A 26,719-nucleotide genomic window follows, 5' to 3' on the forward strand; every position below is an offset into this window, starting at 1 on the left:
GACGCACGAATGATAATCCTAGGAGTGCTTCTTATCTTCATTTACAGCTTTGCTATCGAGCCTCTTAAATCAAACGCCAAGCTTATGGGCGAACCGCTGAATATCCTTGAGCCTTTTATCGCCATAGCAAATTCGGGTGCGATACTTCTTATCATACCGCTGGTTTTCCTCACACTTATCGCAGATTTTCCCAAGATAGACACCAACACAGTTTTCTACATAATGCGTGTGGGCAGGCTGAACTGGCTGTTCGGACAGCTTTTGAAGCTCATTTTTATGGCTTTATCTTATCTTGCAGTGATATTCTTGGGCGCAGTGCTCCCAATGCTCTCAGACGGCTTTTGGTACAACGGATGGAGCAACGTGGCGACAAAGTTCGCTTCACGCTTTCCTGAACATTCGGGCAATTTCGGCGTGCAGCTTCTCCCTGAAAATCTCTACAATCAGCTCACAGTATTTTCAGCCGCAGTGCAAAGCTACCTGCTCGTGTTCGCATACCTTATGATAATTGGGCTTATCCTGCTGAGCTTTTCACTTGTGAAACACAAAACTGTGGGTTTTGTCCTCTGCGGAGCGGTAATATCTTTAGGCACAGCGTTCTGCTCCATAAAGACCACGCTTATGTGGACAATGCCAATGGCGAACAGCATAATATGGCTGCACTACACAAAATATTTCCGTGAGCCTGTTATGTCAATGAGTTTTTCGGTCAGCTATCTTGCCATATTTATAGCGGTACTGCTGGCGTTCTGCTTTATCGCCATAAGAAAATTCAATTACGACAATGTTGCAGAGATAGCAAGTTAGGAAATTAGGGGGACGAAATGGATATCATCAATGTAAATGACGTATGCCTTACGCTTGGCAAAACGGAGATACTAAAGCACATAAATGTGTCCTTTGAGGAGGGCAAGATACACGGACTTATCGGCAGAAACGGCAGCGGAAAGACAATGCTTATGAAGTGCATATGTGGTTTTATCAAGCCCACGAGCGGTGAGATTATCGTTGACGGCAAGAAGGTCGGAAAGGACGTTGACTTCCCGAAAGATATGGGTATCATTATCGAAACGCCGGGGTTTATACCTTACTATTCGGGCTACAAGAACTTAAAGCTTCTTGCGGGGCTTAACAACAAGATCGGCAAAGATGAGATACGCAACAGCATGAAGCAGGTGGGGCTTGACCCTGACTTAAAGCGACACGTCCGCAAATACAGTCTAGGTATGCGGCAGCGTTTGGGACTTGCACAAGCCATTATGGAAAATCCGAAGATACTCATTCTCGACGAGCCGTTTAACGGTCTTGACAAGGACGGAGTAAAAGAAATGCGTGAGTACCTGCTTTCATACAAGGAGCAGGGCAAGACTATTCTCATATGCTCACACTCTGCGGAGGACATCTCCGTGCTGTGCAATACTGTACATGAAATGGATAAGGGCGTTATTGAGGGGGTAAGATGACATAGACTGAGTAAGTATGGATTCGTACAAACAGATATGATGACATAGACTGAGTAAGTATGGATTCGTACAAACAGTTATCAGGAGCCGATATTGATAGGTTAAAATTAGGACTGTTCTGAATAGAATAAGCTGCCACAGATTTTTCTGTAGCAGCTTATTTTTGTTTATGCTATTCCTTCTTGCGAAGATATCCATCATCATATTTCTTAGCTATATGCTGTGCAGCTTGCCAATCGTCCCATTTGTCTACAGCCTTATCCCAAAGTTTATCTATTTGCTTTGGCGGAACGTATTCCAAATTGCCATATATTATTTCCATTTCTCTTTTGGTATAATGTTGCGACCTGACTATATACCAAAAATCATCAAGATCGATCAAGTTTTACACCCTCTTTTTTTATTTAATGCAATACTATATTATATCATACTTTCTAAAAAAGTTTACATTTATCAACACGGAAGTTGAAACAGCCAAGCAAATCAAAAAAAACAATAAATAACGGAAATAAATAAAAATGATTTTTACATAATTCGACCGATATATAGATTAACTCGTTATAAGGTTTTGTACATCTAGTATGTTTTAGGCCACTGATTTTTGTGCATTTATAACGAATTTTTTTTAAAAACTGTTTTTGTAAGTCTGAAATTTGACTATGTTTTTAACTTACGTTATAATTAATTATAGAAAGAAAACAACAATTAGGTTATGGCCACCGCTATTTTATCTTCTTTGACTATAATGCCTTCATTATCTTTAGAAGAAGAGTATTACTTCAAATATTATCAGCAAGAAACATTATGATCTTTCTCAAAAGTATAGGATCTGAAACAACCTTTTTCTAAAATATCACGTATGACTACAGTTGAATATATTCCGTCAAGCAAGACAAGTGCCTTTTCCTGATCAAGCCCTACATCAGAAATACCGGGCATTCCTCCAAAGCGCAAATATGCTTCAAATACTTCATTTAGGTCGTATAAGACCCCATTTTTATCACGAAACTGCTTCTTTTTTTGTCTAATACACCTGCGATCTCTTCCAATCGCAAATCGTGAAAATACATAAATTCAGAAAATGACAAAGGGAGCATTTTTATTTCTACATATCTTCCTACTAAATAGGTAGCATATTCAGAGGAAAGCAAATAAGCATTAGATCCTGTTATATATATGTTATAATTTAATTCAACCCTAAACGAGTTCACAGCATCTTCCCATTGGGGCACACGTTGGATTTCATCAAAAAAAGATACATCCTTTGATTTGGATCTGGTAAAATTCTCTCTTTGACATATTTATAAAATGAGTCACCAGTCATTTTGCCAAATTCGTATTTTTCAAAGTCCATTTCAATTATTTGTTCATCTTTTATTCCGCTATTTCTTAAATGCTCTTCCATAAGTTTTATATGATAATGATACATTTAAGCTATATTTTGCCGATAGCGGTTTATTGGTAGCGATGCTTGATGGTGAAGCGCAAGATGATCTTCGAGCAAATAAAAACCTTGGAGTATACAAAGGAGCATTGTACGAGAATATTGTTGGAGAAGCATTTGTTAAAGCTGGGTGCGATCTTTTTTATTACAAACGGAAGGATTCGACCCTAGAGCAAGACTTTTTCCTGCGCACTGCTAACAATCTTGTCCCCATTGAAGTAAAATCTCAAAATGGAAAAATGAAATCAATGAGAACACTTATAGCCTCTGATAGGTATGAAGATATAAGTTTTGGTATAAAATTAAACAATGGAAATATAGGGCATGATAGCGATGTATATACCTTTCCATATTTCTGTTCTTTTCTCGTTAAGTCTTTTCTTAAACAAACATTTTGATTTATCACAAACAAAGTATAGACATTTTATGCGAAATGTGATATTCTTATATTATTTCCATTGTTAATATTGCACTTTGACAAATGTTGTCGAAACGAGCAAACATTCTGATTATCCCCAAAGAATGCCTGCTTTGTTTTTTTTGCAATGAGATTGATTTTTCTGTATAATGGGCATACTATAGATAATAAATGTTAAAGTTACACGAATGTAAAAACAAAATATTTGTTTTTACGATTGATTTTTTTAATCGATTGTATTATAATAATATTGAAAGGAGCTGATAATCGGTGATTAAAGTTTTAAAAATATCTGCCGAAGGCCTTCCACTATACGATGGTAAATGTGAAATCAACTTTATTAACACACAAAGAACAACCTCAGGTGATACCGAAGGAATGTTTAAGCTTTCTTCCTCAAACGCCAACAGGCTGTATACAAATAATATAGAAAGTTTTTTTGGAATCAATGCTTCCGGAAAGACCACAATTTTAAGGCTTATTTCTTTTGTTTTTTCTGTTTTAAACAACGAGCAAATAAATAATATAAAATACTGCGGAATACTTGGGGAAGGCAACGAGCAGAATGAGATTGTTTTTAACATTGTATTTGTAAATTGCAATACTGTAAATCTGCTACACACTGTTATTAAATATGCAGATGAACGCTATACAATAATAGAGGAATATATTAAATCCAGGAAGTTGCTCGCATCTGACAACAAAACAAACATTTTTGACTTTTCTTCGGCAACAACGATTATGAAAAGAAAAGATGATGAACAATACCTAGTAGACGATATGAGCATTATCGTAGGATACAAAAAAGCAGAAAAAACAACGATCGTATTTACTGATATGATTGAAATCACGAATATAAACAGACTCAAACTCTTAAAGGAATATCCTCTAAGTGTTCTATCTTATTTTGATCCCAAGATAGAATGTATAAATACCAAGGAAAACAACGGAAAAACGGTTATATATCTTAAGTTTCGAGGCGAAAAAGAGAGAATATTATATGATCTTGCGGAACTCAATACCTATTTATCTTCAGGAACAATAAAAGGAATAAATGTCTTTGGAAGAGCCATATCTCTTTTTGAAACTGGTGGATATCTTATAATCGATGACCTAGAGAATCACTTCAATCAGGAGATCGTATCAACGCTGATAAGATTCTTCACGAACAAAAAAGTAAATCCACATGGAGCAACCCTTATTTTCTCCACACATTACTCCGAACTTCTTGAACACATAAAAAGAAATGACTGCATTTATATTGTGGAAAACAAAGATAAAATCACAATAACTCCATTAAATGAACGAATACAGAGAAATGATGAAAATAAAGTGCAATCGTTTAAAAGTGGGCTCATAGGCAATACTGCTCCTTCATATGAAGCATATATCCAACTCAAAAAAAGTATCATAAATAAGGTGGAGACAAAGCCATGACAGAAGAAGTATATATAGCCTGCATCTGTGAAGGAGCTGCAGAAGATGCTATAATTGATATTTTACTTGATAATGATAAACTTATATTTTCAGGAAAAGCTTACATATGCGATATATGATGTTCCGTCAACGTCTATTACGTCGTTAACGTGGTTCTGAGCACCAAAGCTCGCTGTTAGCACTTGTTCTAACGTGGCATCTTATTCCTGCTGCTTCACATAAGTTGTATACGTTGAGTGCTGCTGTAACGCAGTTCTCGGTTGTGCCGTCCATTTTGGAAGCATAACTCAGAATGCTTTTTGTCTTGGTCAGCGTATCCTGATCTTTTATCTGTTCAATATATGCATTAGCTGCGTCGTCCAGATATTCGCTGTTTGATGCAAACATGGCAAACGTATTATTTGAAGTTATAATAAGAGAGGCAATAATGCCTGCTACTATCTTTTTAACAGATTGGCAAACTCAAAACAGAATACAAATATATTGAGCCCCAACAATATTTTTTCATATATAGACTAACCCTTCTGATGTTGTTCACACAGAAGGGCTTTTTCTTATAACCGTATCTATAGGTACGGTTATAACTCGGATACCTATTTGCTGATATACTTAGAGAAAAGCGGTACCCTCTTTCAGAGGATGCCGCTTCTTATCTTATTTTTCGTTCCAATACATTTTTAGATAGTTTTTCAGTTTCGCTACTAAAAAAGCTACACTACGCAAGATATTTTTTAGTGTGTTCTGTCTGCTTAAATAGAAGTCTGCCATCAGGCAATCTCTTGATATAAAGAACAAGAGGCATAGGTGTTTCGTCAAGCAATCCCAACCCTTTTCTAACGCTTTCACTATCGGGGTCAAAATACTGTAAAAACAGATCGTCTTTACCCCAGCATTGAGAAAGACTCTTTGCTTTTTCAAAGCTATATCCATTTTTGTCGCAAAAGTTTTTTATTTCCTGTGACCAGTCGTCAAATCTCTTACACATAGTATCACCCTTTCTCAAACGTGCGGAAATTTCCTTTGGAATCATAGATAACGCTACTGTTCTGTGAGAAGCATTTCAGTATCTCTTTATCACCTGTTGACGGCATCATAACGTTTATATCTATCCCGGGGTGCGTATGACCACTCCAACGATAGCCATGAGCTGCAAGTTTTTTAGCCTGTTCGATATCAAGATTTACCATTAAGGAATTACCACGAATTATGAGTCTATCCTTGCCCTTTGTGAACAATGCAAACTCATCTCCTGTGTGAGCAGTCAACGCCGAAAGATCAGCCATATTAACGCTTTTCTTATCGACTATTACTTTGCTGTCAAACTCAGAAAGCTTTTCGAGTAGATCCTTTTGGCGATTATTAAGCTCAATACCAAAAACAGCGTTTGGATTGCCCTTACCTGTATGTTTCTGCTCAATAGGCAATTCAATAGTTTTTTCTATTGAATTTATCATTATATTTTCAACTATCTTTCTATCATTATACCTCTTTTCAGAGGCTTCTGTCAAGTCTATTTTTCCTCTGTTGCTGACCTCAACAAAAGAAAAAGGTCAACAAAAAAGAGAGCATCTTATATTTAAGACACTCTCTACTGAAGACATATTAACTTGTACTTATATTATATCGCATAGTCGAATGACGCAGTATAATAAAAGTTGACAAGTTACAATCAAAAGCCCATAAAAAAAGTCCCTCGGCTCACCACCGAGGGACTTTCATTTATGTCAGAAAGATTACTTTGTCATTGCTGCAACTTCGTCAGCGAAGTTCTCTTCCTTCTTCTCTACGCCTTCGCCTCTCTCGAAACGAACGTACTCAACAACGTCGATCTTGCCGCCAAGCTTCTTAGCTACAGACTCAACGTACTTGCCAACAGATACCTTGTCATCCTTAACGAATGCCTGCTCAAGGAGGCAGTTCTCAGAATAGTATTTGCCGATCTTACCGTCGATGATCTTGTGCTTAACCTGCTCAGGCTTGTTAGCCATCTTAGGATCCTCAGCCATCTGAGCCAGCATGATCTCTCTCTCCTTGTCAAGAGCGTCAGCAGGAACAGACTCTCTGTTCAGGTATGCAGGATTCATAGCTGCAACCTGAAGTGCACAGTCCTTACCAGCAGCAAGGAGCTCAGCATTGTCAGCTGCAATGTCAGAATCAAGCTTTACCATAACGCCAATGCTGCCTGCACCGTGAACGTAAGGAACAAGAATGCCTTCCATTCTCTTGAATCTTCTGATTACCATGTTCTCTCTGATCTTGATGAACAGATCCTGAAGTGTCTCTTCAACTGTCTTGTCACCACCGCTGATCTTTGTTGCCTTAAGTGCGTCAACGTCAGCAGGGTTTGTCTCGATTACTGTATCAGCAACTGCTGCAACGAAAGCCTTGAACTCATCATTGTTAGCAGCAAAGTCTGTTTCGATGTTTACTTCAAGAACGCAGCCTACGTTGCCCTTAACTACAGCTGTGCAGATACCCTCTGCTGCAACTCTGCCGCTCTTCTTAGCCTGTGTAGCAAGTCCCTTTTCACGGAGAAGTGTTACTGCCTTTTCCATATCGCCGTCAGCTTCTACAAGAGCCTTCTTGCAGTCCATCATGCCAACGCCTGTTGCTGTCATAAGTTCTTTGATCTCTGCTACGGATACCTTACCCATTATTATTCCTCCTAGTGTTTTATATCGAAATAGGCAGACAAATATATTATAAATGCCTGCCTGAAATTTCAGCTATTATTCAGCAGCCTCGTCAGCCTCTTCAACCTTCTCTGCCTCTTCAGCGGACTCAGCGTCCTCACCCTGTCTGCCTTCGATTATAGCGTTAGCCATGCAACCAGCGATAAGCTTAACTGCTCTGATAGCGTCATCGTTACCTGGGATAACATAATCAACATCGTCAGGATCGCAGTTTGTGTCAACGATAGCTACTACAGGTATGCCAAGCTTCTTAGCCTCTGCTACAGCGATCTTTTCCTTTCTTGGGTCAACAACGAAAAGTGCGCCTGGAAGCTTCTTCATGTTCTTGATACCGCCCATGAACTTTTCAAGCTTTTCTATCTCAAGCTTCAGCTTAACAACTTCCTTCTTAGGGAGAAGGTCGAATGTGCCGTCCTCTTCCATTGTGTGGAGCTGCTCAAGTCTCTTGATTCTCTGCTGGATTGTCTTGTAGTTTGTCATCATACCGCCGAGCCATCTTGCATTTACATAATGTGCATTAGCTCTCAGTGCCTCTTCCTTGATAGAATCTCCAGCCTGCTTCTTTGTACCTACGAAAAGTACCTCTTCGCCATTAGCTGAGATGTCACGGATAAACATATAAGCTTCTTCAAGCTTCTTAACGGTCTTCTGAAGATCGATGATGTAAATTCCGTTTCTTTCTGTGAAAATGTATGGAGCCATTTTAGGGTTCCATCTTCTTGTCTGGTGACCAAAGTGTACACCAGCTTCAAGAAGCTGCTTCATTGATACTACTCCCATTGTAGTAACCTCCTGTTTGGTTTTAGATTTCTGCTTATGCAGATGTTTTTATCCTCCGGACGGCTTTACTTGCTTTCACCTGTCTTACGGCAGGACCAACGGCAAAAACCTGTCCGTGCGAATTGCTTTAATATTATATCATATTTTCTATTTCATTTCAAGAGCTTTCAACAATTTATTTTAACAAATTTTCGATTTTTACAGTTCTGCTCTTTGTGCATACTGCACTATCGTTGAATTTTACAAGTATGGTATCTTCGCCGATAAGCTCGATATCCGAGCATTTTATGATAATATCCTCATCTCTGCCCATGATACCGAAAGCTCTTGGTTTGCCATAGACGATCAGTGAAACTATATTCGCTCCCTGAGTATCCATTTCTATATCATCAACATAGCCTATTTTCAGTCCTGTTCGCATATTGACGACCTCTTTATTTCGTAAGCTTGAAAAACTACATATCATGAAACCTTCCCCTTTCAAAAAAAATGCATACCCTTTATAATAGGTATGCACTTTGGGGATCGTCCTATGTATGATCGTTTTTGTTTTTGTAATACATCTCCAACTGATCATTATACAAATGCTTTATATATAAAGCTATGGTGTTTATGTACATTGCATTTGTAGGCTTTGTTCCGTTAGTAAGGCAACTTTCAAAAAGCATTTGCTTATCCACAGGCTTCATTTTTTCCCAGCCTGAAACTATAGCACTTCTTGTTGAGCGTTCAATAGCCGCAGTATTTTTTCCGTATTGTTTTTCAATGTCCTTATAAAGTTCGCCTATTTGCACTTTATTACCGCTATATTTGAATATAATAAGGAATATCATGTAGTAGATATGGTCATATCCTGAATGCTTGCGGTTTATGCCCGTTGATGTTATGATCCTATGTATCTCCTTTGAAATATTCTGTTTAAGAATATCAGGATCAACAGGTATCCTTTTTAGCTTGTCAAGCATATAGTGGCATACGTTCTTAGCGTCGTATGGCATAAGTATGTGCAGAATATCATCATAATCGAGAAGAATACGGATCGTTTCTGTGTCATCATAGGTGTAGATGTTATATATTATGGGATGAATGTCATTTTCGTGAAGTATCTCACGAAAATGCAGAAGCTTTTTATATCCCAGCTTACAGCAGTCAATAACGATAACGTCAGGAGTATATTTTACAGCACCTATCTCAAGCTCTATTTCAGTATCACCGCATATATGGACCTTTGTACCATTGCGTTTCAGTTCCTCGGTCAACAGTTTATGCTGGCCGTCATATGACTCGGAAATAAGGATCGAATAATCAGTCAGCATACACTTCAACTCCCTTATGACGATTTAACATAATAACTCCTATATTATTATATCAAATTTTTTGACTACAAGCAACTTTAATGGCACATTATTAATCGAATTGTTTCAAAAAAGTGACCTTATTGTAATTGTATATAACAAAAATATTCATAAATGTCGATTTAACGTATTGCGACAGACGTTAGATACTTTTCTTGATGTGTTCCAATGCACCTTTTTCAAGCCGTGATACCTGTGCCTGAGAGATGCCAATATTTTTTGCTACCTCCACCTGAGTTTGTCCTTTGAAAAAGCGCAGGAATAGTATATTACGTTCACGAGGCTGAAGCTCGCTCATGGCTTGCTTCAATGAAAGCTCTTCAAGCCAGCTTTTATCGTCACAGGAGTCGCTCACCTGATCCAATACATAAAGAGCATCGCCGTTATCAGAATACACAGGCTCATAGAGTGAAACCGGGTCGGTTATGGCTTCAAGGGCAATGACCACCTGACTAGGCTTTTCGGTGATAGTGTCTGCTATCTGCTCAACAGTAGGCTCTTTCTGGTTTTCACATATGAGCTGTTCTTTCGCCTGCATTGCTTTATAAGCAAGGTCACGGAGAGAACGGCTCACCCTCATGGGTTGAAAATCACGAAGAAATCTTCTAAGCTCTCCTGCTATCATAGGCACAGCGTAGGTAGAAAACTTCACATCAAGAGAGGTATCGAAATTATCTATCGCCTTGATAAGCCCCACAACACCAACCTGAAAAAGGTCGTCAGGGGAGTCGCTTCGGCTCACAAACTTCTGCAAAACACTCAGCACGAGCCTGAGATTGCCGTTTATAAGCTCCTCACGGGCTTTCTTGTCACCTGAATGTGCTTTTTTCAAAAGCTCCAGCTTTTCCGATTCTTTCAGTGTTTTAAGCTCATTGGTGTTCACTCCGCTTATCTCAACTTTATTGTACTGCATCGCACGCTCCTGTTAAAAAGCAGCATTTTATGCTGCCGTGATAATATAATTATTACCTTTCGATCAGGAACTATACAGATATTTTTCAGGAAAATCTGACCATAAAAAATGCAGAGCCGTGTGACTCTGCATTAGTTCTATTCTTTTCTGTCGCTCTTGCGCTGATAGTAGACCGCTAGTATCGCTGTTATTATGGCTGATATGCAAAATGCCAGCAGAAGCTTGTTGGATATTTTTCTGTTTATGAAATTCATTGTAGGGTTGAGTATATCCAATATCCAGAATACAATGAACATTCCCGCAAGTATTATCGTGATATGTGGGAGAATTTTGCTTAGTCTTTTCATTTTTATCCTCCTATATAGATAATGTCGCTGAGGTCACGTCCACCGCCGTCAGGAGCGTTCACAATGCTTTTGTTGAAGTACATCATAGCGGACTTTCCACCGTCAAGATTGAACGCAGACATACAGCCCTCATCGCTCATGATAGCCGCAAGCTCGCTGAGAGTTGCGCCCTTTGAGTAGCCTTCGTTTCTGCCGTCAACTGTCACGAAAATATAGTGGCCTGCCGACACACAGCCGATAGCTGAACGTGGATTTGCACTGTTGAGATATTTTGTTGTGTTGAACGTTTCAAGAACGTTGCCACTTCCGTCAAGAAGCGCAGGACCAAAGTTCCAAGCCTGCCATGCACCTTTTGCTATAACAGCGTCGCTGTCATATTCAGACGGGGAGTAGGTCTGCATTGTGCCGTCTGTGAACAGTACGCACACGTCTGCGTCGTTGACATCATCACGGTATTTTATACCGTTTCTTATAACGATACTGCGTTCCGAATTACCATAGAAATCACCGTTTATGGCGAAAAGAGCTTTGTTTTCCACCGCCATACTGAATACTGAGTCCTTGATGTTCTTACCGAATTCTCCGTTTGCAAAGGCGGCTTTTATCTCGCTTGCGCTTGTGACATAAACATCAGCCACAAAATAGGTTATCTTGTTGCTGCTCTCGCCGATAGATTTTTTGTATACTGTCACCTGAGCATTGTCAGTTGAAGCCGAGCCAAGCTCCTCAGATGTTATGGCACCGTTTGTTATACTGCTTATAGCGTTCTGGTCTGAACGATAGTCGGCAGTGTCCTGATTGCCCCAGTTTCTGCGGTTCGTCTGCTCAGTACGCAGGGTAGTGGTAGCAGTTTCAGTTTGCGGAGCGGTGGTAACTGCAGGCTCGCTATCGTCCTGTGCTGTGCTTTCTTCCTGCGAGTTGTCAGCCGCATTTGGCAGGGTGAAGCTACCCTCTGCGGAGCTGTCAACTGTTGCGATCACTTCTCCCTTTACTCCTGAACTTTGCGGCATAACGTAGTCAAAAAGCATGAACACGCCTATCGCTGCCGCTGTAAGCACAACGTCCGTTATGATCATTGCCCAGATAGGCATTGGCTTTTTTGTCTTATCCGTCAATTTTTCTTTCCCTCTTTCTGAAAACGAAACTTTTTTGCGCCGCCCAGCTTATAAAGAAAAGCAGCACTTCTATAAGTATTTTGCTGATATATTTGTTGTGTATGAGATATTTCACACATAGCTCTAGCATTATTGTGTTTGCAGCTAGTATTAATGCGGCAAGCAGAAAGTATTTTGCGGCTGTCTTTGCAATGCCTTCCTTATTTTTAAAGACGAATTTTTTGTTCATCGAAAAGTTGAAAATGGAGCTTATCACTCTTGCACATATGTTAGAAAACGCTACGCTCCCGCTTATCATTGCGAAAATGCTGTAGCAAATATAGTCCACGCAGAAGCTAAGAAGTGATGAGCATGAGAATTTCAGTATATCCTTGTATATCCTCCATGAGTCTTTGATAGGATTAAAATGTGATGACTCGTTTTTGCCAAGGTAAACTGTTTCGATAGGCACTTCATAGAATCTTATGCCTTCTCTTGCACATTCAAGTAGCATATTCATCTCAAACTCATATCTGTCACCGTTTACCGACAGCATAAAAGGTATGAGCTTTGAGGAAAAGCCACGCAAGCCCGTCTGCGTGTCGCTTACCTTTACTCCTGCGGCAAATGAGAAAACGAATTTTGTGATGTTGTTGCCGAATTTGCTTCGCAGTGGTATCTTTCCCGAAAATCTGCGACAACCCATAATAAGCTTGTCAGGGGAGCTTTTCAGGGCTTCCGACACCCTTATTATATCCTCCACCTTGTGCTGTCCGTCTGCGTCTGCAATGACGATGCCCACAGTGTCGGCTTCATGTTCTTTTATGTATTCAAGTGCGGTTTTTATGCCACGCCCCTTGCCTTTGTTTACCTCATGGGTGAGAACTATGGCTTTTTTTGCGGCTTCGGCAAAAATCGGCAGCTTATCCTTGCCGCTGCCGTCATTAATGACAATTATATGAAAATCGGTCAATGAAGATATATCGTCAATAACAGCCAGCATTTTTTCATCAGGCTCATAAGCGGGTATCACCGCATAAAATCTATCTATCGCCAAGATATCTTCTCCTTTCATTTATCGTATGGTCTAAGTATATCACATATGCTTTAAAAATACAATAAAACTTCTGAAGAATTTATACATAGTTTATCTGTCGAAATTTTGCGAAAATGAAATTGTGTCAGTATTATTGACAAAATGATAAAAATGTCGTATAATAAAAGAAACAATAAAAAATGTACAAATTAATTCAGCAAACGGAGGATTTGATTTCATGGAATATAGAGTTCTTGAAACACGTTCAGCCGATATTCTCACTAAGTACTACAATAACGAGATAGACAGCTTTCTTAATGCCTGTCATGAAGACATTCTGTGGATAGGTCCTGCTGAGAAGCATGTGATACGCACCAGAAAGGCGCTTGTTGATGCTTTTTCGCAAGAAGAACACGAGCTTGAATTTGTGCTCAGCGACCTAAAGGTGTTTTCCATAGGTCTTACGGAATGTTCCTGCGAGGTCATAATGTTTTTCATTTTGGATACGATTTGGCCTGACAGCAGTGTTGGGAGAGCAGATCAAAGGATACAGTTTTCATGGGTGAGTGAGAACGGCGAGGAAAAAATAAAGCTTTGTCACATTTCCAATGCCATTAAATATGATGAACGTGACAGGATATATCCTGTACATTATGAAGAAATATACAAGAAAAATGTCTGTTCAGGTGAAAGGCGTACAAAGAGAGTGATAGTAAATGGCGTAGACAGGTCGCTTGTTTTTCTGGATAGGTCATGGATAGCTTATGTTGAAAGCAGTGGCAGTCACTGCGTCATATATACCATTGACGGCTCATTTGAATCAGTGCAGAGCCTTAAGGTGTTTGAAAGACGATATAGGGATATGTTTGTGCGCTGTCATGAAAATTATCTTGTAAATCCTGAATATGTAAGCCGTATAAGCCGTTACAGAATAGAGCTTACATATGGCAAGGTGATCCCTATTTCTGAGAAGAATTACACTGCTGTGAAAACAAAATTATCCCATATAACATAAAAACTGGTGAACATTTTGCGTGTTCGCCAGTTTTTTAATCAGCATATTTTTTCTAAATTTCGCCGTATGGATTTTATTATCCGCTTTTCAAGTCTTGATATGTAGGATTGGGATATACCGACTTCATCAGCGACCTGCTTTTGGGTCATTTCTTTTTTGCCTGAAAGCCCGAATCGCATTTTCATTATCTGCTTTTCACGAGGGCAGAGCTTTTCGATCTCCTCCAGAAGAAGCTGTTTCTCAACTTCGCTTTCTATGCCCTTGTTCACGGTGTCGTCATCGGTGCCTAGAATATCGGATAAAAGCAGTTCGTTGCCGTCCCAGTCAACATTCAGCGGTTCGTCTATGGATATTTCATTTTTATACTGATTTGATTTTCTAAGAAACATAAGTATCTCGTTTTCTATGCACCGTGAAGCATAGGTCGCAAGCTTGATGTTTTTATCAGGACAGAAGGTGTTCACCGCCTTTATCAGCCCTATAGAGCCTATTGAGATAAGATCCTCTATGCCTGTGCCTGTTGACTCAAACTTCTTTGCTATATATACCACAAGCCTGAGATTATGCACGATAAGCAGTTCTCGGGCTTTTTTCGGGTCTGTTTCAAGAAGCTCAAAGGCTTTTTTCTCTTCCTCTTTGTTTAGGGGCGGCGGTAACGAATCTGCACCATTTAGGTAATCTATAGTTTCGGGTCCGTCTGAAAACAAACGGCTCAAAAATCTGTTCAGCCCTAGAGCAAGTGTTTTAAGTGTGGTCATTTGTATTCCTCCTGTATTATCCCAGCAATGCGGGGTTGAATATAGCCCGTGATTTTCCGTTCAGCGAGGGCTTTATGCCCACATAGCATCTGACGTTGTGTACACGGTCTTTATCGTCGATTATCTTTACGCTCCCTGCGGCGGTTATGTGGATAATTCCCTCACCGCTGACAGTAGAGCAGGGGATAAGCCTGAAACCGCTTAGAGGGTCAGGCTCGTCACGGTCAAGGTCGTAGTGATAGAAAAGCCTGTCACAGCAGAAAACCACTACTGGCGTGCCTGTGAAGCTGTCGCAAAGCCTGTTCCCACTGTCGCATATGGCAGGAACTTTCACTATACAGCCACCATTTTCGTATATGGCTTCGTATTTTGCGACCCTGTTGAAACACCTGCGTGTGATGTTCTCATAAAGACAGAGCAGACCATATGCTATACCGCAGGCAAGGGCAAGCTTAAATAGAGAGATGTCAAAATACACAGTGAGGTTTCTGAAAAAAATCACCTTGCTCCCTGATATCTGCCAAAGGGTCACCACTATACCCGTGAAAACTGCGTCCACTGCACAGTATATGATAAAGTATCGAAGTAGTTGCCAAGGGTCTTTACACCCAAAGGCTATAAGCACTGTGAGTGCAGTGCAGGAAAGTTTTATCATCACGATAACAACGGCAGTGAAATATCCTCTGCTGTCTATAGCCATAACAAGCGACGAAAGTCCTCCTACTGAGCAAGCTGTCAACAGCCGCAGCGGACTTATGACCTTGTGACATATCCTGCCTGCCGCTTCCAGCATGATAAGCGTCATAATGGCGTTTGTCACAAGGAGTATATCTATGTAAATTTTCATGGCGTTCCTCCCTTTGATATTATGATAGCACTGCTTGGATGGAAAAATTGTCGCAATGGGGACAAAAAAAGATCCGCCTTCCCGAAATGGGAAAGCGGATATGCTTATTTGATATCAAATTAGTCAGCAAAGAAAACTGAGAAAGCCTTATATGCCATATAAGTGTCTATCTTCGAAGTTATCTCAAATGGTGCGTGCATTGAAAGCACTGGTACGCCAACGTCGATAACGTTCATGTCAAGGTTTGCGATATACTGTGCGACAGTTCCTCCACCGCCGCCGTCGACCTTGCCAAGCTCGCCTGTCTGCCAAACGATGTTGTGTTCGTCAAAGAGCTTTCTTACTCTGCCCACAAACTCAGCAGAAGCATCGGAAGTGCCTGACTTGCCTCTTGCGCCTGTGAATTTTGTGGCAACAACGCCGTAATTTATCTGTGATGAGTTTCTTATCTCGAACGGCTCTGAGAATGTTGGGTCATATGCCGCATTTACGTCTGCTGAAAGGCACTCGGAAGCAGAGATAACGTTTCTGCCCTCAAGTCCGTATACCTTTGCAAGGTCAGCAATGAAGTATGGCAGATATGAGCTGTTAAGTCCTGTGTTGCCGTCACTTCCTGTTTCTTCCTTGTCTGTGAGTATGGTCATGCAGGTCTTTTTAGGGTCTTTGCATTTGAGGATAGCCTGCAAAGCTGTGTATGCACAAACTCTGTCGTCCTGACCATAAGAGCCTACCATGCTTCTGTCAAAGCCAACGTCCTGTGCCTTGAATGCTGGAACAGCTTCAAGCTCTGCGGAAACGAAATCGTCCTCTACGATGCCGTATTTCTCGTTAAGGATAGCCATTATGTTGAGTTTTACCTTGTTTGAAACAGCGTCATCTCTGAATGGTCTTGAACCTATGAGCAGATTAAGCTCCTCGCCCTTGATGAGCTGTGGAGCAGGTCTTTTCATCTGAGCGTCTGCAAGGTGCGGCAGGATATCAGTTACGCAGAAAACAGGGTCGTCCTTGTCCTCGCCGATATTTACTGTAACGCTTTCACCGTCAGCCTTTATAACAACGCCATGAAGTGACATTGGAACAGTTGTCCACTGATATTTTTTTATGCCGCCGTAATAGTGTGTCTTGAACAGGCAAAGTTCCTTGTCCTCGTAAAGTGGGTTCTGCTTAAGGTCAAGACGTGGCGAGTCGATATGAGCGGCAGCAAGTCTGATACCCTTGTCAAGACCGTCCTTGCCCATAACTGTAAGTATGATAGCCTTTCCTCTGTTTACAAAATAGAACTTGTCGCCGGCGTCATACTTCTTGCCCTTTTCATAAGGCTTGAAGCCTGCTTTTTCAGCCTGAGCCACTGCCTCGATAACAGCCTCACGCTCTGTCTTTGCAGTGTTCAGAAAGCTTTTATAGCCCTCGCAGAACTTGTCTGCCTTTTTGAGCTTTTCTTCGCTAAGGCGAAGTCCACCGTTTTTCTTATCCGAAAGAAGCTTTTCTGCAAGCTTTTCGCCCTCGGACTTTTCTTTCTTCTTGTTATCCATTGTAAAGTCCTCCTTTTAATGTATTCTTATTGAAACTGCGTTACAATGGGCGGACACTGTTCGCCCCTGCGCATGGTTTTGCTTAACTGTTTTCTGTAATATCCCCATGACTGCTGAGTATATCCTTATAATTGTCATAGGCTTTGCGTATCTTGCGCACATAGTTTGAAGTCTGGTCATTTTCGTCAGGTATGTCGCTGACTTTGAAATTGTCAGGGTCAACAGTGCCGTTTTCTATCCAACTGTCAACAAGATTCATTCCGCAGTGATATGCCGCCGCTGTCAGCTCTACAGAGCCGTCATACTTTTCCATAAGATAGCTGAGATAATATGTGCCATATTGGATATTAAGTTCAGGGTCGAACATATCGTCATAGGTGTTGTCACGCTGATCGTCAAGTCGATATTTTATCCAATCGTATGCGTCCTCCATAAGCTGCATAAGACCTCTGGCACCCACTGATGAAACAGCGTCCTTATTAAAGCCGCTTTCCACTTTTATTACAGAGAACACAAGCACAGGGTCGCACTTGTACTTGGTGCTGTATCTTATTACATACTCCTCATAATCTGTAGGATATGAAAAAGAGTTCGGAATATCCTTTGCCTTGTTGATTATCTGCTCGTGATAAAGATATGTGAGCCAGCCTATACCGCAAAGCAGAAGTATGACTGCTATGAGTACGGGACCTTTTTTTATGTGCCTTTTCTTTTTACGCCTGCTGTTTTTTCCATTAGCCGCCATTATATCTTTCCTTTATTGTTTCTATGACCTCACAGGTCTTTTGGAATGTGTCATTCACAGAGCCGTTGTTTTCAATGACGAAATCGCTGTGAGCCTTGAAAAATTCCATAGTATGCTGAGAAGAAAAACGCTTTTTTGCAAGCTCCGCCGAAATGCCGTCCCTTTTGGTTATCCTTTCAAGCCTTATGCCAAAGTCTGCCACAACGCTTACGATAACACTGCAAAGCTTATCCGCACCTGCTTCAAAAAGGGTTGGTGCGTCAAGAAGAACAAACTCGCTCTCTGTGGCGTTTATCTTTTCGTCAATAAGCTTGTTTATAAAAGGGTATATGGTATCATTGAGCATTTGAAGCTTATTCTTATCTGAAAAAACTATCTCCCCGAGCTTTCGCCTGTCAAGGGCAAAGCCGTCGTCAAAACAGTCTGGGAAGATCTTTGCAAGTTCTTTACAGCATTCGTTCCCTGCCTGTGTGACTTCTCTTGCGACTATATCGCAGTTTATTATCTCAAAGCCATTTTCTCTGAAAGCGTCCGAAATAGTTGTCTTGCCTGCACCGCTTTGACCTGTAAGCCCTACTACTGTTTTTTTCACAGTTTCACCACCTGAAAACCTGCGGCTCTTAAAAGTCGGTTATACACTGCAAGCCCCACGCCGTCTTTGTTAGGACAGCGTGCATAGACTTTCTTTGCACCTATAATGTCAAGTTCTCTGAGAACGTCAAAAAGCTCTTTGGCTTGTTCCTCGTCATTTGCGCCATAGCAGATGTGGGGTATATCAAGCCCCTCGCAATCGCTGTCAGTGAACACCATAAGAGTGGTGTCATTGTCAGCGTGAGTTTTCACATATTCTCTGAAAGCCTCAAGACTGCTGTCAATGATAGTCACATCAGCCTTTGGGGCATAGTGCTTGTATTTCATACCAGGGGAGCGGACTTTTACATTCTCACCCAGCTTTTCCAAAACGCCCTTGTCGATAAGAACGTTCGGGGTGATCTCCATAAGATCCTCGGCTGAGATAAATCCCGGTCTGAGAAGTCTTATTCCGTCCTCGCCTTCAAAGCTTATAACAGTTGATTCAACACCCACTCCGCAAGCTCCGCCGTCTATTATGGCAGGTATCCTGCCGTGCATATCGTTAAGGACGTGCTGTGCTGTTGTAGGCGACGGGCTTCCTGAAAGGTTTGCCGACGGTGCGGCGATAGGGAAGCCGCAGGCTGAGATAAGCGCTCTTGCCACCTTATGTGACGGCATTCTTATGCCCACTGTGTCAAGTCCTCCGCTCGTTACCATTGGTATTTTTTCAGATTTTGGCATTATCATGGTGAGAGGTCCTGCCCAAAATTTTTCTGCGCACTTTACAGCAAGGGGCGGTATCTTATCCACAAGCCCCTCAAGCTGAGAAATGTCAGATATATGCACTATTAGAGGATTGTCGGCAGGTCTGCCCTTTGCTGCGAATATTTTTCTTACAGCCGCTTCATCAAAAGCGTTCGCCGCAAGACCATATACCGTTTCCGTCGGCATACCAACGACTTCACCCTGTGAGAGCAGCTTTGCGGCATATGCTATGCTGTCCTCGTCAGTGTCCAGTATTTTTGTGTCAAACATTTTTTATTCTTCTTCCTGACTTGCAAGCTTGGCAGCCTGATCGGCTGTTGCAAGTGCGTCGATTATTTCATCAAGTGCGCCGTTAAGCACCTGTTCAAGTCTGTAGATAGTAAGACCGATTCTGTGGTCGGAAATTCTTCCCTCAGGATAGTTGTAGGTTCTTATTCTCTCGGAGCGGTCGCCTGTTCCTACCTGTGAACGTCTGTTGTCTGCGATCTCCTTATTCTGTGCCTGAACTTTCTGGTCAAGCAGTCTTGAACGGAGAACTTTCAGAGCCTTTTCCTTGTTCTTGAACTGTGAACGCTCGTCCTGACACTCAACTACCATGCCTGTAGGCAGGTGAGTTATTCTGATAGCGGAAGATGTCTTGTTGATGTGCTGTCCGCCTGCTCCTGATGAACGGAAAACGTCTATTTTCAGGTCTTTTTCTTCATTCAGGTCAAGCTCCACCTCATCAGCCTCTGGAAGCACGGCAACTGTAACGGTAGATGTGTGTACTCTGCCCTGTGACTCAGTTTCAGGCACACGCTGAACCCTGTGTACTCCGCTTTCGTATTTAAGTCTTGAATAAGCTCCATCGCCTGACACGCTGAAAGTTATTTCCTTATAGCCGCCAAGCTCTGTTTCGTTGGCGTTCATGACTTCTATGGTCCAGCCCTTTGAAGCGGCATACATTGAATACATTCTATAAAGAGAGCCTGCAAACAGCGCAGCTTCCTCACCGCCTGCTCCGCCTCTTATCTCTATGATGACGTTACGCTCATCGTTAGGGTCTTTCGGCAGCAGGAGAAGCTTAAGCTCTTCTTCAAGCTTAGCCATATCTTCCTTGGAATCCTCAAGCTGCATCTGCACCATTTCCTTGAAGTCCTTATCCATTCCGCCTGCGTCAAGAAGTTCCAAAGCTTCATCATTGGCAGCCTTTGCCTTTTTGTATTCGCCGAACTTTTCAACTATCGGCGTAAGTGTCTTGTATTCTTTCATAAGGCTCGTATACAGTGAAGTGTTGTTTACAGTTTCAGGCTGCATGAGCTTTTCGTTTATTTCATTGAATTTATCTTCGAGTGCTTTGAGTTTTTCAAACATAGTTATATTCTCCTGTCGTTTTTATTTCATATCATACATTTGTTATATATCATAAATTGCGAGAATAGCTATGACTCAGCCTCTCTGATAATAGTTTTTACGTTCTTTTCGGCTTTGCTGCGTACTATCATGAACTCTCGTCCGCAGCCCTCGCAGCGCAGCTTGAAATCCATGCCTGAGCGCAGAACTATCATTCTGTTACTGCCGCAGGGGTGACTTTTCTTCATTACAAGAATATCGCCTTTTACAATATCCATTTTGCACCACTTTCCTTTCTTAAAAGGTGAAGCAGAGCGAATACTCTGCCCATACATCGTTATTATAACACATTTCTCCCTTTATTGCAATAGCGGAGAGGGCGGTTTTATTGCTGTACAAATATAATAGTCCATATATTTGATTTTTGTTGCATTATTACAAAAATGACATTGTAAGAAGCTGAATTTACAAAATGTTCATTGAATAGCATATGGGAAAGTGTTAATATTAGATTGTACAAAATTGAAATATCTAATATTGGAGGTTTGACAATGAACGATAATATGACAACAGCAACGCATATGTTCGATCATTCAAAGAAGCTTGCAGAAGCATATGAAAAAGTCATGCAGCCCCTTTGTAAAAAGCTCGATATGCCAAAGACGGCGCTTGACGTGCTCATGTTCCTTGCGAACAATCCTGAGTTCAACACAGCGGGTGATGTGTGTAGATATAGGAATATCAAGGCGGCACTTGTGTCTTTCCATGTAGAAAAGCTTGTGGAAGCAGGCTTTGTTGAAAGGCAGGCGGTAAAGGGCGACAGAAGAAAATGCCGTCTGGTCTGCACAGAAAAGGCTCAGCCTGTTATAAAAGAGGGCAGAGAGCTGCAGAAAAAGTTTGCACAAAAGCTTATCGCTGGCTTTTCGGACGATGACATGGCGCATTTCAGAAAATGCCTGCATATCGTTAGCGACAATATAGACAGCATTCTTAAAGAATGTTTGTAGAAGGAGGTAGCAACTATGATAAAACTGCTTAAAAAGATGGGCAAGCGTGAGGTGCTTATGGCTGTTCTCTGTGCACTTCTGGTGCTGGGACAGGTGTATTTTGACCTGACGCTGCCTGACTATATGACTGACCTGACCATGATGCTCAACACGGCAGGCAGTGAAACTTCCGATATCCTGAACGTCGGACTTAAAATGCTTGGCTGTACCCTTGCAAGTGCCGCTCTTGCTATCGTCTGCGGCTATCTTTCCGCAAAGACTGCCTCAGGATTCAGCTACACAATAAGAGAAAAGCTGTTCAACCATGTTATGGATATGGGCAGCGAGGAGATGCAGGACTTTTCCATACCGAGCCTTATAACAAGGACAACAAACGACATCACACAGATACAGATGATAATATCAATGGGCTTGCAGATGATAATAAAATCTCCTATCATGGCGGTTTGGGCTGTTATAAAGATACTTGGCAAGAGCTGGGAGCTTTCAGCGGTGACTGCGGCGTTCGTTGTGGTGATATGCGTATTCGTTCTTGCAGTTATGGCGACCTGCATACCGAGATTCCGTATCGTTCAGAAGCTAACTGATAAAATAAACCGTGTGGCAAGAGAAAATCTCACAGGCATAAACGTTGTCCATGCTTTCAATGCTGAGAAATATCAGAACGACAAGTTCGATGTTCCAAGCAAGGATATGATGAACACACAGCTTAAAAACCAGAGAATGTTCGCACTTATGATGCCAGTTATGAATATCGGAATGAATGGTCTGACCCTTGCTATCTACTGGCTTGGTGCAGTGCTTATCCAGCAGATAGCCCTGACGGCTGTTCAGGACAGGATAACGTTTTTCAGCAACGTTGTTGTTTTCAGCACATATGCCACATACGTTGTAATGTCATTTATGATGCTCGTTATGATATTCATGATGTTGCCTGCGGCTCAGGTCTCAGCAGAGCGTATCAACGAAGTGCTTGAGCGTGACGTGAACATAAAAGAGGGCAGCGTCAGCGAGGGAAGAGAGCAGGGTACTGTGGAATTTAAAAACGTTTCTTTCAGATATCCTCATGCCTCTGAGGACGAGCTGAGCAATATAAGCTTCAAGATAAACAAGGGTCAGACCCTTGCCATAATCGGTGCAACAGGAAGCGGCAAGACAACGCTTATAAGCCTTATACCAAGATTTTATGACGCAACAGAGGGCGAAGTCCTTGTGGACGGCGTGAACGTTAAGGACTATAAGTTTGACACCCTTTATGACAAGCTTGGATATGTCACACAGAAAGCTGTGCTTTTTGCAGGCAGTATAAGAGAAAACGTATTTTTCGGCGAAAGCGATGCACCTGAAACAGACGATGAGCTTAAAAACGCTATCGAGCTTTCTCAGGCGGAGGAGTTTGTGGATAAGCTTCCTGACGGCACAGAGCATATGATATCTCAAATGGGCAGAAACGTTTCAGGCGGACAGAAGCAGCGTTTGTCTATTGCAAGAGCGCTTTCAAGAAAGCCTGAGATACTTGTATTTGATGATTCTTTCTCAGCCCTTGATTACAAGACAGACGCAAAGCTCAGAGAGGGTCTTAACGAGAAGCTTGGGGACACAACTAAGATAATCGTTGCACAGAGAATAAGCACTATACGTCATGCAGACAAGATAATAGTCCTTGACCGTGGCGAAGCCGTGGGCATGGGTACTCATGAGGAGCTTATGAAAAACTGCAACGTATACAAAGAGATAGCACTTTCACAGCTAAGTGCGGCAGAGCTTGCATAGAAAGGGGGACTTCACAATGAGAAAATACGAAAAGGCTAGTAAGGGCGAAATGGCGTCCGCTATGAAAAAAATAATAGAGTATATGAAAGGCAGTGTAGGTATCGTTGCCGTGGCATTGGTTCTTGCGGCGCTTGGTGCGGTGCTGACTATCATAGGACCTGACAAGGTGGGCGAGATAACCGACCTTATAGCAGACGGACTTATGACAGGCATTGACCTTAAAGCGGTGGCAAGGGTAGGAATTTTCCTTGGAGCGATATATATTTCAAGCTCGCTTTTTACCTTTATTCAGCAGTATATAATGGCGACAGTCACCCTGAAAATGTCATACAGAATGAGAAGCGACCTTTCAAGAAAGATAAACTGCGTTCCACAGAAGTATTTCAACTCACATTCACAGGGTGATATACTCAGCCGTATCACAAATGATGTATCAACTTTACAACAGGGTCTTACAAACAGTCTTCCGACCATAATCAGTGCAGCGGCACAGTTTGTGGGCTGTCTTATAATGATGTTCGTTACAGAATGGCGACTTGCACTCATCTCACTGTTCATCACATTCTTCGGACTTTTCCTGATAGTTTTCATAATGTCAAAGTCCCAGAGATACTTCCTTGACAGACAGGAAAGCCTTGGTAAGCTCAACGGCTATGTTGAGGAGATGTATTCAGGTCACGAGGTAGTAAGGATATCCCGTGGAGCAGATAATGTAAAGAAACATTTTGGCGGACTTAACGAAGCTGTATACAACGCAAACTGGAAGTCACAGTTTCTGTCAGGCATAATGCAGCCGCTTATGAACGTTATCGGCAATCTTGCATACGTTGCAGTATGCGTTTTCGGCTCAATGCTCGCCCTTAACGGCACTATCACATTCGGCGTAATAATATCGTTCATTCTTTATGTAAGACTTTTCACATCACCTCTTGGTCAGATAGCTCAGGGCATGACAAATATGCAGACAGCTTCCGCCTCAGCTCAGAGAATATTTGACTTTATCGAAAGCGAGGAACTTTCAGACGAGAGCGGAAAGAGCAGTGAAGTTCCTGATGTAAAGGGCAACGTAAGCTTTGAAAATGTTCGTTTCAGCTATCCTGATACTCATGACAAGGTGATAATAAAGAACTTCTCCGCAGAGGTAAAGGCAGGTCAGAAGGTGGCTATCGTTGGACCGACTGGTGCAGGCAAGACCACAATGGTAAATCTGCTTATGAGATTTTTTGAGATAAACAGTGGAAGTATCTCCATAGACGGCACTCCTATCTCACAGCTCAGCCGTGAAACTGTCCACAATATGTTCAGCATGGTTTTGCAGGACACATGGCTTTTTGAGGGCACTGTGAGAGAAAACCTTGTTTACAACATGGAGGGCATAAGCGACGAGTCCCTTGAAAGAGTGTGCAAAGCCTGCGGTCTTGATAAGTTCGTTCACACGCTCCCTGAGGGCTTTGATACAGTGCTTTCTGAAAGCGTGGCAATATCCGCAGGACAGAAACAGCTTCTCACTATCGCAAGGGCAATGCTCCAGAATGCGCCTATGCTCATACTTGATGAAGCAACATCTTCTGTCGATACGAGAACGGAGCTTCTTATCCAAAGGGCAATGGATAAGCTCACAAAGGGCAGAACGAGCTTTGTTATCGCACACAGACTTTCGACTATCAAAAACGCAGACCTGATACTTGTTATGCGTGACGGCGACGTTATCGAAAGCGGAAACCATGAAACCCTTATGGCAAAGGGTGGATTTTATGCCGAGCTTTATAACAGCCAGTTTGATCAGGCTTCATAAAGCAGGCTTTTATATGCAAAGCACACGGCTTTTACGGCTGTGTGCTTTGTGCTTTTTTTACTAAAATGGGTGTGACAGTGGTGTGGCTGTATTGAAAAATGACAATAAAGCGTATTTTATTTCTTAAAATCAGATATTTCACTTGACTAATCCGTATTAAAATGGTATGATAAATATGTATTTTTATAAAATATATTATTTGCAGAAGGATTGATATATAATGAAAACACCATTTATAACCAAGGAAAAGGCTGAGGAGATAATCAAGCAGTATCCTACACCTTTTCATATCTACGACGAAAAGGGTATCAGACAGAGAGCAAGAGATCTTTACAAGGCATTTAGCTGGAACAAAGGCTTTAAAGAGTATTTCGCTGTAAAGGCTACCCCTAACCCATTCATTTTGAAAATACTCAAGGAAGAGGGCTGCGGCGTTGACTGTTCTTCTCTTACTGAGCTTATGATGAGCGACTGCTGCGGATTCAGCGGAAGCGACATCATGTTTTCTTCAAACGTAACTCCAAAGGCGGATTTTCTCAAGGCAAGAGAGCTTGGCGCTTATATCAACCTTGACGATTTCACTCACATAGATTATCTTGACGACCTTTGCGGTATTCCTGAAACTATCTGCTGCCGTTTCAATCCGGGCGGACATTTCGAGATAGAAACTCAGATAATGGACAACCCTGGCGAGGCTAAGTACGGCTTCACAAGAGAGCAGCTTTTTGAGGGTTTCAAGGTACTTCAGCAGAAAGGCGCAAAGCATTTCGGACTTCACGCTTTCCTTGCTTCAAACACTGTTTCAAACGCTTATTATCCAAAGCTTGCAAGAATACTTTTTGAGCTTGCTGTTGAGCTTCATGAAAAGACGGGTGCAGACATCAAGTTCGTAAACCTTTCAGGCGGTGTTGGCATAGCATATGAGCCTGACAAGCCACAGAACGATATCTTCGCTATCGGCGAGGGCGTTCGCAAGGCATTTGAGGATATAATGGTTCCTGCTGGTCTTGGTGACGTTGCTATCTTCACAGAGCTTGGCAGATATATGCTTGCTCCGTTCGGTCATCTCGTTGCTACCTGCACACATCATAAGCATACTTATAAGGAGTATGTTGGTCTTGACGCTTGTGCCTGCAACCTTATGCGTCCTGCTATGTACGGTTCATATCATCACATTACAGTTCTTGGCAAGGAGAACGCTCCATGCGACCACAAGTATGACGTAACTGGTGGTCTTTGCGAGAACAACGATAAGTTTGCGATCGACAGAATGTTGCCTGAGATAGACACAGGCGACATCATCGTTATCCACGACACAGGCGCACACGGCTTCTCGATGGGCTACAACTACAACGGAAAGCTCCGCTCAGCTGAGATACTTCTCCATGAGGACGGCTCATTCGATATGATAAGACGTGCCGAAACTCCAGCTGACTATTTCGCAACATTTGATTTCACTGATATTTTCGATAAATATACAAAGAATAATAAGTAATGGTGCTTAGATCCACAGGGAATTTCTCTGTGGGTCTTGCTGTTTTTTGGCGTTTGGCGAGCAAATATTAAAAAAATCGGAATTTATGTGATTTTTGCTTGC

30 protein-coding genes and 1 pseudogene are annotated in these 26,719 nt (G+C 41.8%); 10 read left to right on the top strand and 21 right to left on the bottom strand.

The features are described 5' to 3' along the window. Both AB5Z01_RS05670 and AB5Z01_RS05675 read left to right on the top strand, forming a co-directional pair. Positions 1-807 (top strand): hypothetical protein (locus tag AB5Z01_RS05670; RefSeq protein WP_368365370.1); only part of this gene is annotated, 807 nt, incomplete at its 5' end. Between the two features lie 17 nt (positions 808-824). Beyond that, positions 825-1,463 (top strand): ABC transporter ATP-binding protein, encoded by a 639-nt coding sequence (locus tag AB5Z01_RS05675; RefSeq protein WP_368365371.1) that lies wholly within the window; start codon positions 825-827, stop codon positions 1,461-1,463. 172 nt (positions 1,464-1,635) lie between these two features. On the opposite strand, the gene AB5Z01_RS05680 is transcribed toward AB5Z01_RS05675, so the two are convergent. Both AB5Z01_RS05680 and AB5Z01_RS05685 read right to left on the bottom strand, forming a co-directional pair. Continuing rightward, positions 1,636-1,845, bottom strand: a complete 210-nt coding sequence (locus AB5Z01_RS05680) for a hypothetical protein (protein ID WP_117863712.1) — start codon at positions 1,843-1,845, stop codon at positions 1,636-1,638. Between the two features lie 592 nt (positions 1,846-2,437). Then, complete coding sequence (locus tag AB5Z01_RS05685; protein ID WP_368365372.1) at positions 2,438-2,695, bottom strand: AAA family ATPase; 258 nt, start codon at positions 2,693-2,695, stop codon at positions 2,438-2,440. Positions 2,696-2,891: 196 nt separating this feature from the next. Here AB5Z01_RS05685 and AB5Z01_RS05690 point away from each other — a divergent pair. The 3 genes and pseudogenes from AB5Z01_RS05690 to AB5Z01_RS05700 all read left to right on the top strand — a co-directional run. Next, positions 2,892-3,305: pseudogene (locus AB5Z01_RS05690) on the top strand (DUF4143 domain-containing protein); the annotation flags it as partial. A gap of 290 nt (positions 3,306-3,595) precedes the next feature. Further along, positions 3,596-4,762: an ATP/GTP-binding protein gene (locus AB5Z01_RS05695; RefSeq protein ID WP_117863714.1), complete on the top strand. Its 1,167-nt coding sequence runs from the start codon at positions 3,596-3,598 to the stop codon at positions 4,760-4,762. Next, positions 4,759-4,881: a hypothetical protein gene (locus AB5Z01_RS05700; RefSeq protein WP_287214627.1), complete on the top strand. Its 123-nt coding sequence runs from the start codon at positions 4,759-4,761 to the stop codon at positions 4,879-4,881. The genes AB5Z01_RS05695 and AB5Z01_RS05700 overlap by 4 nt, the downstream gene beginning before the upstream one ends. 25 nt (positions 4,882-4,906) lie before the next feature. Here the strand turns inward: AB5Z01_RS05700 and AB5Z01_RS05705 are convergent, their stop codons facing one another. From AB5Z01_RS05705 to AB5Z01_RS05755, 11 genes are all read right to left on the bottom strand, one after another. Beyond that, on the bottom strand, positions 4,907-5,149 hold the full coding sequence (locus AB5Z01_RS05705; RefSeq protein ID WP_117863715.1) for a hypothetical protein: 243 nt from the start codon (positions 5,147-5,149) through the stop codon (positions 4,907-4,909). A 328-nt stretch (positions 5,150-5,477) separates the two neighbouring features. Continuing rightward, positions 5,478-5,747 (bottom strand): hypothetical protein, encoded by a 270-nt coding sequence (locus tag AB5Z01_RS05710; protein ID WP_147338979.1) that lies wholly within the window; start codon positions 5,745-5,747, stop codon positions 5,478-5,480. Positions 5,748-5,751: 4 nt separating this feature from the next. Beyond that, on the bottom strand, positions 5,752-6,270 hold the full coding sequence (locus AB5Z01_RS05715; RefSeq protein ID WP_368365373.1) for a hypothetical protein: 519 nt from the start codon (positions 6,268-6,270) through the stop codon (positions 5,752-5,754). 225 nt (positions 6,271-6,495) lie between these two features. After that, positions 6,496-7,416 (bottom strand): translation elongation factor Ts, encoded by a 921-nt coding sequence (gene tsf, locus AB5Z01_RS05720; protein WP_117923872.1) that lies wholly within the window; start codon positions 7,414-7,416, stop codon positions 6,496-6,498. Positions 7,417-7,491: 75 nt separating this feature from the next. Further along, the gene (gene rpsB / locus AB5Z01_RS05725) at positions 7,492-8,235 is read right to left on the bottom strand and encodes a 30S ribosomal protein S2 (RefSeq protein WP_117863717.1); all 744 of its coding nucleotides are present in this window, start codon (positions 8,233-8,235) and stop codon (positions 7,492-7,494) included. Positions 8,236-8,410: 175 nt separating this feature from the next. Continuing rightward, positions 8,411-8,701: a YlmC/YmxH family sporulation protein gene (locus tag AB5Z01_RS05730; protein ID WP_038671581.1), complete on the bottom strand. Its 291-nt coding sequence runs from the start codon at positions 8,699-8,701 to the stop codon at positions 8,411-8,413. Between the two features lie 64 nt (positions 8,702-8,765). Further along, the gene (locus AB5Z01_RS05735) at positions 8,766-9,551 is read right to left on the bottom strand and encodes a sporulation initiation factor Spo0A C-terminal domain-containing protein (RefSeq protein ID WP_287214622.1); all 786 of its coding nucleotides are present in this window, start codon (positions 9,549-9,551) and stop codon (positions 8,766-8,768) included. Between the two features lie 181 nt (positions 9,552-9,732). Beyond that, the gene (gene sigG, locus AB5Z01_RS05740; RefSeq protein WP_038671585.1) at positions 9,733-10,503 is read right to left on the bottom strand and encodes an RNA polymerase sporulation sigma factor SigG; all 771 of its coding nucleotides are present in this window, start codon (positions 10,501-10,503) and stop codon (positions 9,733-9,735) included. 137 nt (positions 10,504-10,640) lie between these two features. Then, positions 10,641-10,850 (bottom strand): hypothetical protein, encoded by a 210-nt coding sequence (locus AB5Z01_RS05745; RefSeq protein WP_038671587.1) that lies wholly within the window; start codon positions 10,848-10,850, stop codon positions 10,641-10,643. 2 nt (positions 10,851-10,852) lie between these two features. Further along, positions 10,853-11,965, bottom strand: a complete 1,113-nt coding sequence (locus AB5Z01_RS05750; protein ID WP_287214621.1) for a phosphodiester glycosidase family protein — start codon at positions 11,963-11,965, stop codon at positions 10,853-10,855. After that, positions 11,955-13,001 (bottom strand): bifunctional glycosyltransferase family 2/GtrA family protein, encoded by a 1,047-nt coding sequence (locus tag AB5Z01_RS05755; RefSeq protein WP_287214619.1) that lies wholly within the window; start codon positions 12,999-13,001, stop codon positions 11,955-11,957. Before AB5Z01_RS05755 ends, AB5Z01_RS05750 begins: the two co-directional genes overlap by 11 nt. Before the next feature lie 217 nt (positions 13,002-13,218). On the opposite strand from AB5Z01_RS05755, the gene AB5Z01_RS05760 reads away from it, so the two are divergent. Then, entirely contained in the window at positions 13,219-13,995 is a 777-nt protein-coding gene (locus tag AB5Z01_RS05760; RefSeq protein WP_117863720.1) for a LytTR family DNA-binding domain-containing protein, read from the top strand. Positions 13,996-14,033: 38 nt separating this feature from the next. Here the strand turns inward: AB5Z01_RS05760 and sigE are convergent, their stop codons facing one another. The 8 genes from sigE to AB5Z01_RS05800 form a co-directional block, all read right to left on the bottom strand. Then, entirely contained in the window at positions 14,034-14,753 is a 720-nt protein-coding gene (gene sigE / locus AB5Z01_RS05765; protein WP_046440352.1) for an RNA polymerase sporulation sigma factor SigE, read from the bottom strand. Between the two features lie 16 nt (positions 14,754-14,769). After that, positions 14,770-15,600, bottom strand: coding sequence for a sigma-E processing peptidase SpoIIGA (locus AB5Z01_RS05770; protein WP_256319899.1), 831 nt, complete (start codon positions 15,598-15,600; stop codon positions 14,770-14,772). A gap of 119 nt (positions 15,601-15,719) precedes the next feature. After that, positions 15,720-17,132, bottom strand: a complete 1,413-nt coding sequence (locus tag AB5Z01_RS05775; protein WP_022287288.1) for an aminopeptidase — start codon at positions 17,130-17,132, stop codon at positions 15,720-15,722. Between the two features lie 82 nt (positions 17,133-17,214). Next, positions 17,215-17,877, bottom strand: coding sequence for a lytic transglycosylase domain-containing protein (locus tag AB5Z01_RS05780; RefSeq protein ID WP_022287287.1), 663 nt, complete (start codon positions 17,875-17,877; stop codon positions 17,215-17,217). Then, the gene (gene coaE, locus AB5Z01_RS05785; protein ID WP_267301525.1) at positions 17,867-18,469 is read right to left on the bottom strand and encodes a dephospho-CoA kinase; all 603 of its coding nucleotides are present in this window, start codon (positions 18,467-18,469) and stop codon (positions 17,867-17,869) included. The genes AB5Z01_RS05780 and coaE overlap by 11 nt, the downstream gene beginning before the upstream one ends. Next, positions 18,466-19,485, bottom strand: coding sequence for an L-threonylcarbamoyladenylate synthase (locus AB5Z01_RS05790; RefSeq protein ID WP_368365374.1), 1,020 nt, complete (start codon positions 19,483-19,485; stop codon positions 18,466-18,468). Before AB5Z01_RS05790 ends, coaE begins: the two co-directional genes overlap by 4 nt. Before the next feature lie 3 nt (positions 19,486-19,488). Next, positions 19,489-20,568 carry a peptide chain release factor 1 gene (prfA, locus tag AB5Z01_RS05795; RefSeq protein WP_368365375.1) on the bottom strand — a complete coding sequence of 360 codons (1,080 nt, stop codon included), beginning with the start codon at positions 20,566-20,568 and terminating at the stop codon, positions 19,489-19,491. 68 nt (positions 20,569-20,636) lie between these two features. After that, entirely contained in the window at positions 20,637-20,825 is a 189-nt protein-coding gene (locus AB5Z01_RS05800) for a DUF951 domain-containing protein (protein ID WP_022287283.1), read from the bottom strand. A gap of 273 nt (positions 20,826-21,098) precedes the next feature. Between AB5Z01_RS05800 and AB5Z01_RS05805 the strand changes: the two genes are divergently transcribed. The 4 genes from AB5Z01_RS05805 (at position 21,099) to AB5Z01_RS05820 (ending at position 26,617) form a co-directional block, all read left to right on the top strand. Beyond that, positions 21,099-21,554 carry a MarR family winged helix-turn-helix transcriptional regulator gene (locus AB5Z01_RS05805; RefSeq protein WP_022287282.1) on the top strand — a complete coding sequence of 152 codons (456 nt, stop codon included), beginning with the start codon at positions 21,099-21,101 and terminating at the stop codon, positions 21,552-21,554. Between the two features lie 15 nt (positions 21,555-21,569). After that, positions 21,570-23,327, top strand: a complete 1,758-nt coding sequence (locus AB5Z01_RS05810) for an ABC transporter ATP-binding protein (protein WP_368365376.1) — start codon at positions 21,570-21,572, stop codon at positions 23,325-23,327. Positions 23,328-23,343: 16 nt separating this feature from the next. Continuing rightward, a complete protein-coding gene (locus AB5Z01_RS05815) occupies positions 23,344-25,122 on the top strand; it encodes an ABC transporter ATP-binding protein (RefSeq protein WP_287214608.1) in 1,779 nt (592 codons plus the stop codon). A 220-nt stretch (positions 25,123-25,342) separates the two neighbouring features. Beyond that, complete coding sequence (locus AB5Z01_RS05820) at positions 25,343-26,617, top strand: diaminopimelate decarboxylase (protein WP_038671606.1); 1,275 nt, start codon at positions 25,343-25,345, stop codon at positions 26,615-26,617. The last annotated feature ends 102 nt before the right edge of the window (positions 26,618-26,719 follow it).

The organism is Ruminococcus sp. RTP21359st1_H3_RTP21359_211015, assembly GCF_040909065.1.
Lineage (GTDB): Bacteria > Bacillota > Clostridia > Oscillospirales > Ruminococcaceae > Hominimerdicola > Hominimerdicola aceti.

What these genes read in the sequence shown, in the direction of transcription:
- rpsB (WP_117863717.1), bottom strand. Translation starts at nt 8,235, where the DNA reads ATGGGAGTAGTATCAATGAAGCAGCTTCTTGAAGCTGGTGTACACTTT.
- AB5Z01_RS05775 (WP_022287288.1), bottom strand. Translation starts at nt 17,132, where the DNA reads ATGGATAACAAGAAGAAAGAAAAGTCCGAGGGCGAAAAGCTTGCAGAA.
- AB5Z01_RS05815 (WP_287214608.1), top strand. Translation starts at nt 23,344, where the DNA reads ATGAGAAAATACGAAAAGGCTAGTAAGGGCGAAATGGCGTCCGCTATG.
- AB5Z01_RS05730 (WP_038671581.1), bottom strand. Translation starts at nt 8,701, where the DNA reads ATGATATGTAGTTTTTCAAGCTTACGAAATAAAGAGGTCGTCAATATG.
- AB5Z01_RS05710 (WP_147338979.1), bottom strand. Translation starts at nt 5,747, where the DNA reads ATGTGTAAGAGATTTGACGACTGGTCACAGGAAATAAAAAACTTTTGC.
- AB5Z01_RS05790 (WP_368365374.1), bottom strand. Translation starts at nt 19,485, where the DNA reads ATGTTTGACACAAAAATACTGGACACTGACGAGGACAGCATAGCATAT.
- AB5Z01_RS05735 (WP_287214622.1), bottom strand. Translation starts at nt 9,551, where the DNA reads ATGCTGACTGATTATTCGATCCTTATTTCCGAGTCATATGACGGCCAG.
- AB5Z01_RS05810 (WP_368365376.1), top strand. Translation starts at nt 21,570, where the DNA reads ATGATAAAACTGCTTAAAAAGATGGGCAAGCGTGAGGTGCTTATGGCT.
- AB5Z01_RS05770 (WP_256319899.1), bottom strand. Translation starts at nt 15,600, where the DNA reads ATGAAAATTTACATAGATATACTCCTTGTGACAAACGCCATTATGACG.
- AB5Z01_RS05760 (WP_117863720.1), top strand. Translation starts at nt 13,219, where the DNA reads ATGGAATATAGAGTTCTTGAAACACGTTCAGCCGATATTCTCACTAAG.
- AB5Z01_RS05745 (WP_038671587.1), bottom strand. Translation starts at nt 10,850, where the DNA reads ATGAAAAGACTAAGCAAAATTCTCCCACATATCACGATAATACTTGCG.
- AB5Z01_RS05705 (WP_117863715.1), bottom strand. Translation starts at nt 5,149, where the DNA reads ATGTTTGCATCAAACAGCGAATATCTGGACGACGCAGCTAATGCATAT.
- AB5Z01_RS05780 (WP_022287287.1), bottom strand. Translation starts at nt 17,877, where the DNA reads ATGGCGGCTAATGGAAAAAACAGCAGGCGTAAAAAGAAAAGGCACATA.
- sigE (WP_046440352.1), bottom strand. Translation starts at nt 14,753, where the DNA reads ATGACCACACTTAAAACACTTGCTCTAGGGCTGAACAGATTTTTGAGC.
- prfA (WP_368365375.1), bottom strand. Translation starts at nt 20,568, where the DNA reads ATGTTTGAAAAACTCAAAGCACTCGAAGATAAATTCAATGAAATAAAC.
- tsf (WP_117923872.1), bottom strand. Translation starts at nt 7,416, where the DNA reads ATGGGTAAGGTATCCGTAGCAGAGATCAAAGAACTTATGACAGCAACA.
- AB5Z01_RS05700 (WP_287214627.1), top strand. Translation starts at nt 4,759, where the DNA reads ATGACAGAAGAAGTATATATAGCCTGCATCTGTGAAGGAGCTGCAGAA.
- AB5Z01_RS05820 (WP_038671606.1), top strand. Translation starts at nt 25,343, where the DNA reads ATGAAAACACCATTTATAACCAAGGAAAAGGCTGAGGAGATAATCAAG.
- sigG (WP_038671585.1), bottom strand. Translation starts at nt 10,503, where the DNA reads ATGCAGTACAATAAAGTTGAGATAAGCGGAGTGAACACCAATGAGCTT.
- AB5Z01_RS05675 (WP_368365371.1), top strand. Translation starts at nt 825, where the DNA reads ATGGATATCATCAATGTAAATGACGTATGCCTTACGCTTGGCAAAACG.
- AB5Z01_RS05805 (WP_022287282.1), top strand. Translation starts at nt 21,099, where the DNA reads ATGAACGATAATATGACAACAGCAACGCATATGTTCGATCATTCAAAG.
- AB5Z01_RS05800 (WP_022287283.1), bottom strand. Translation starts at nt 20,825, where the DNA reads ATGGATATTGTAAAAGGCGATATTCTTGTAATGAAGAAAAGTCACCCC.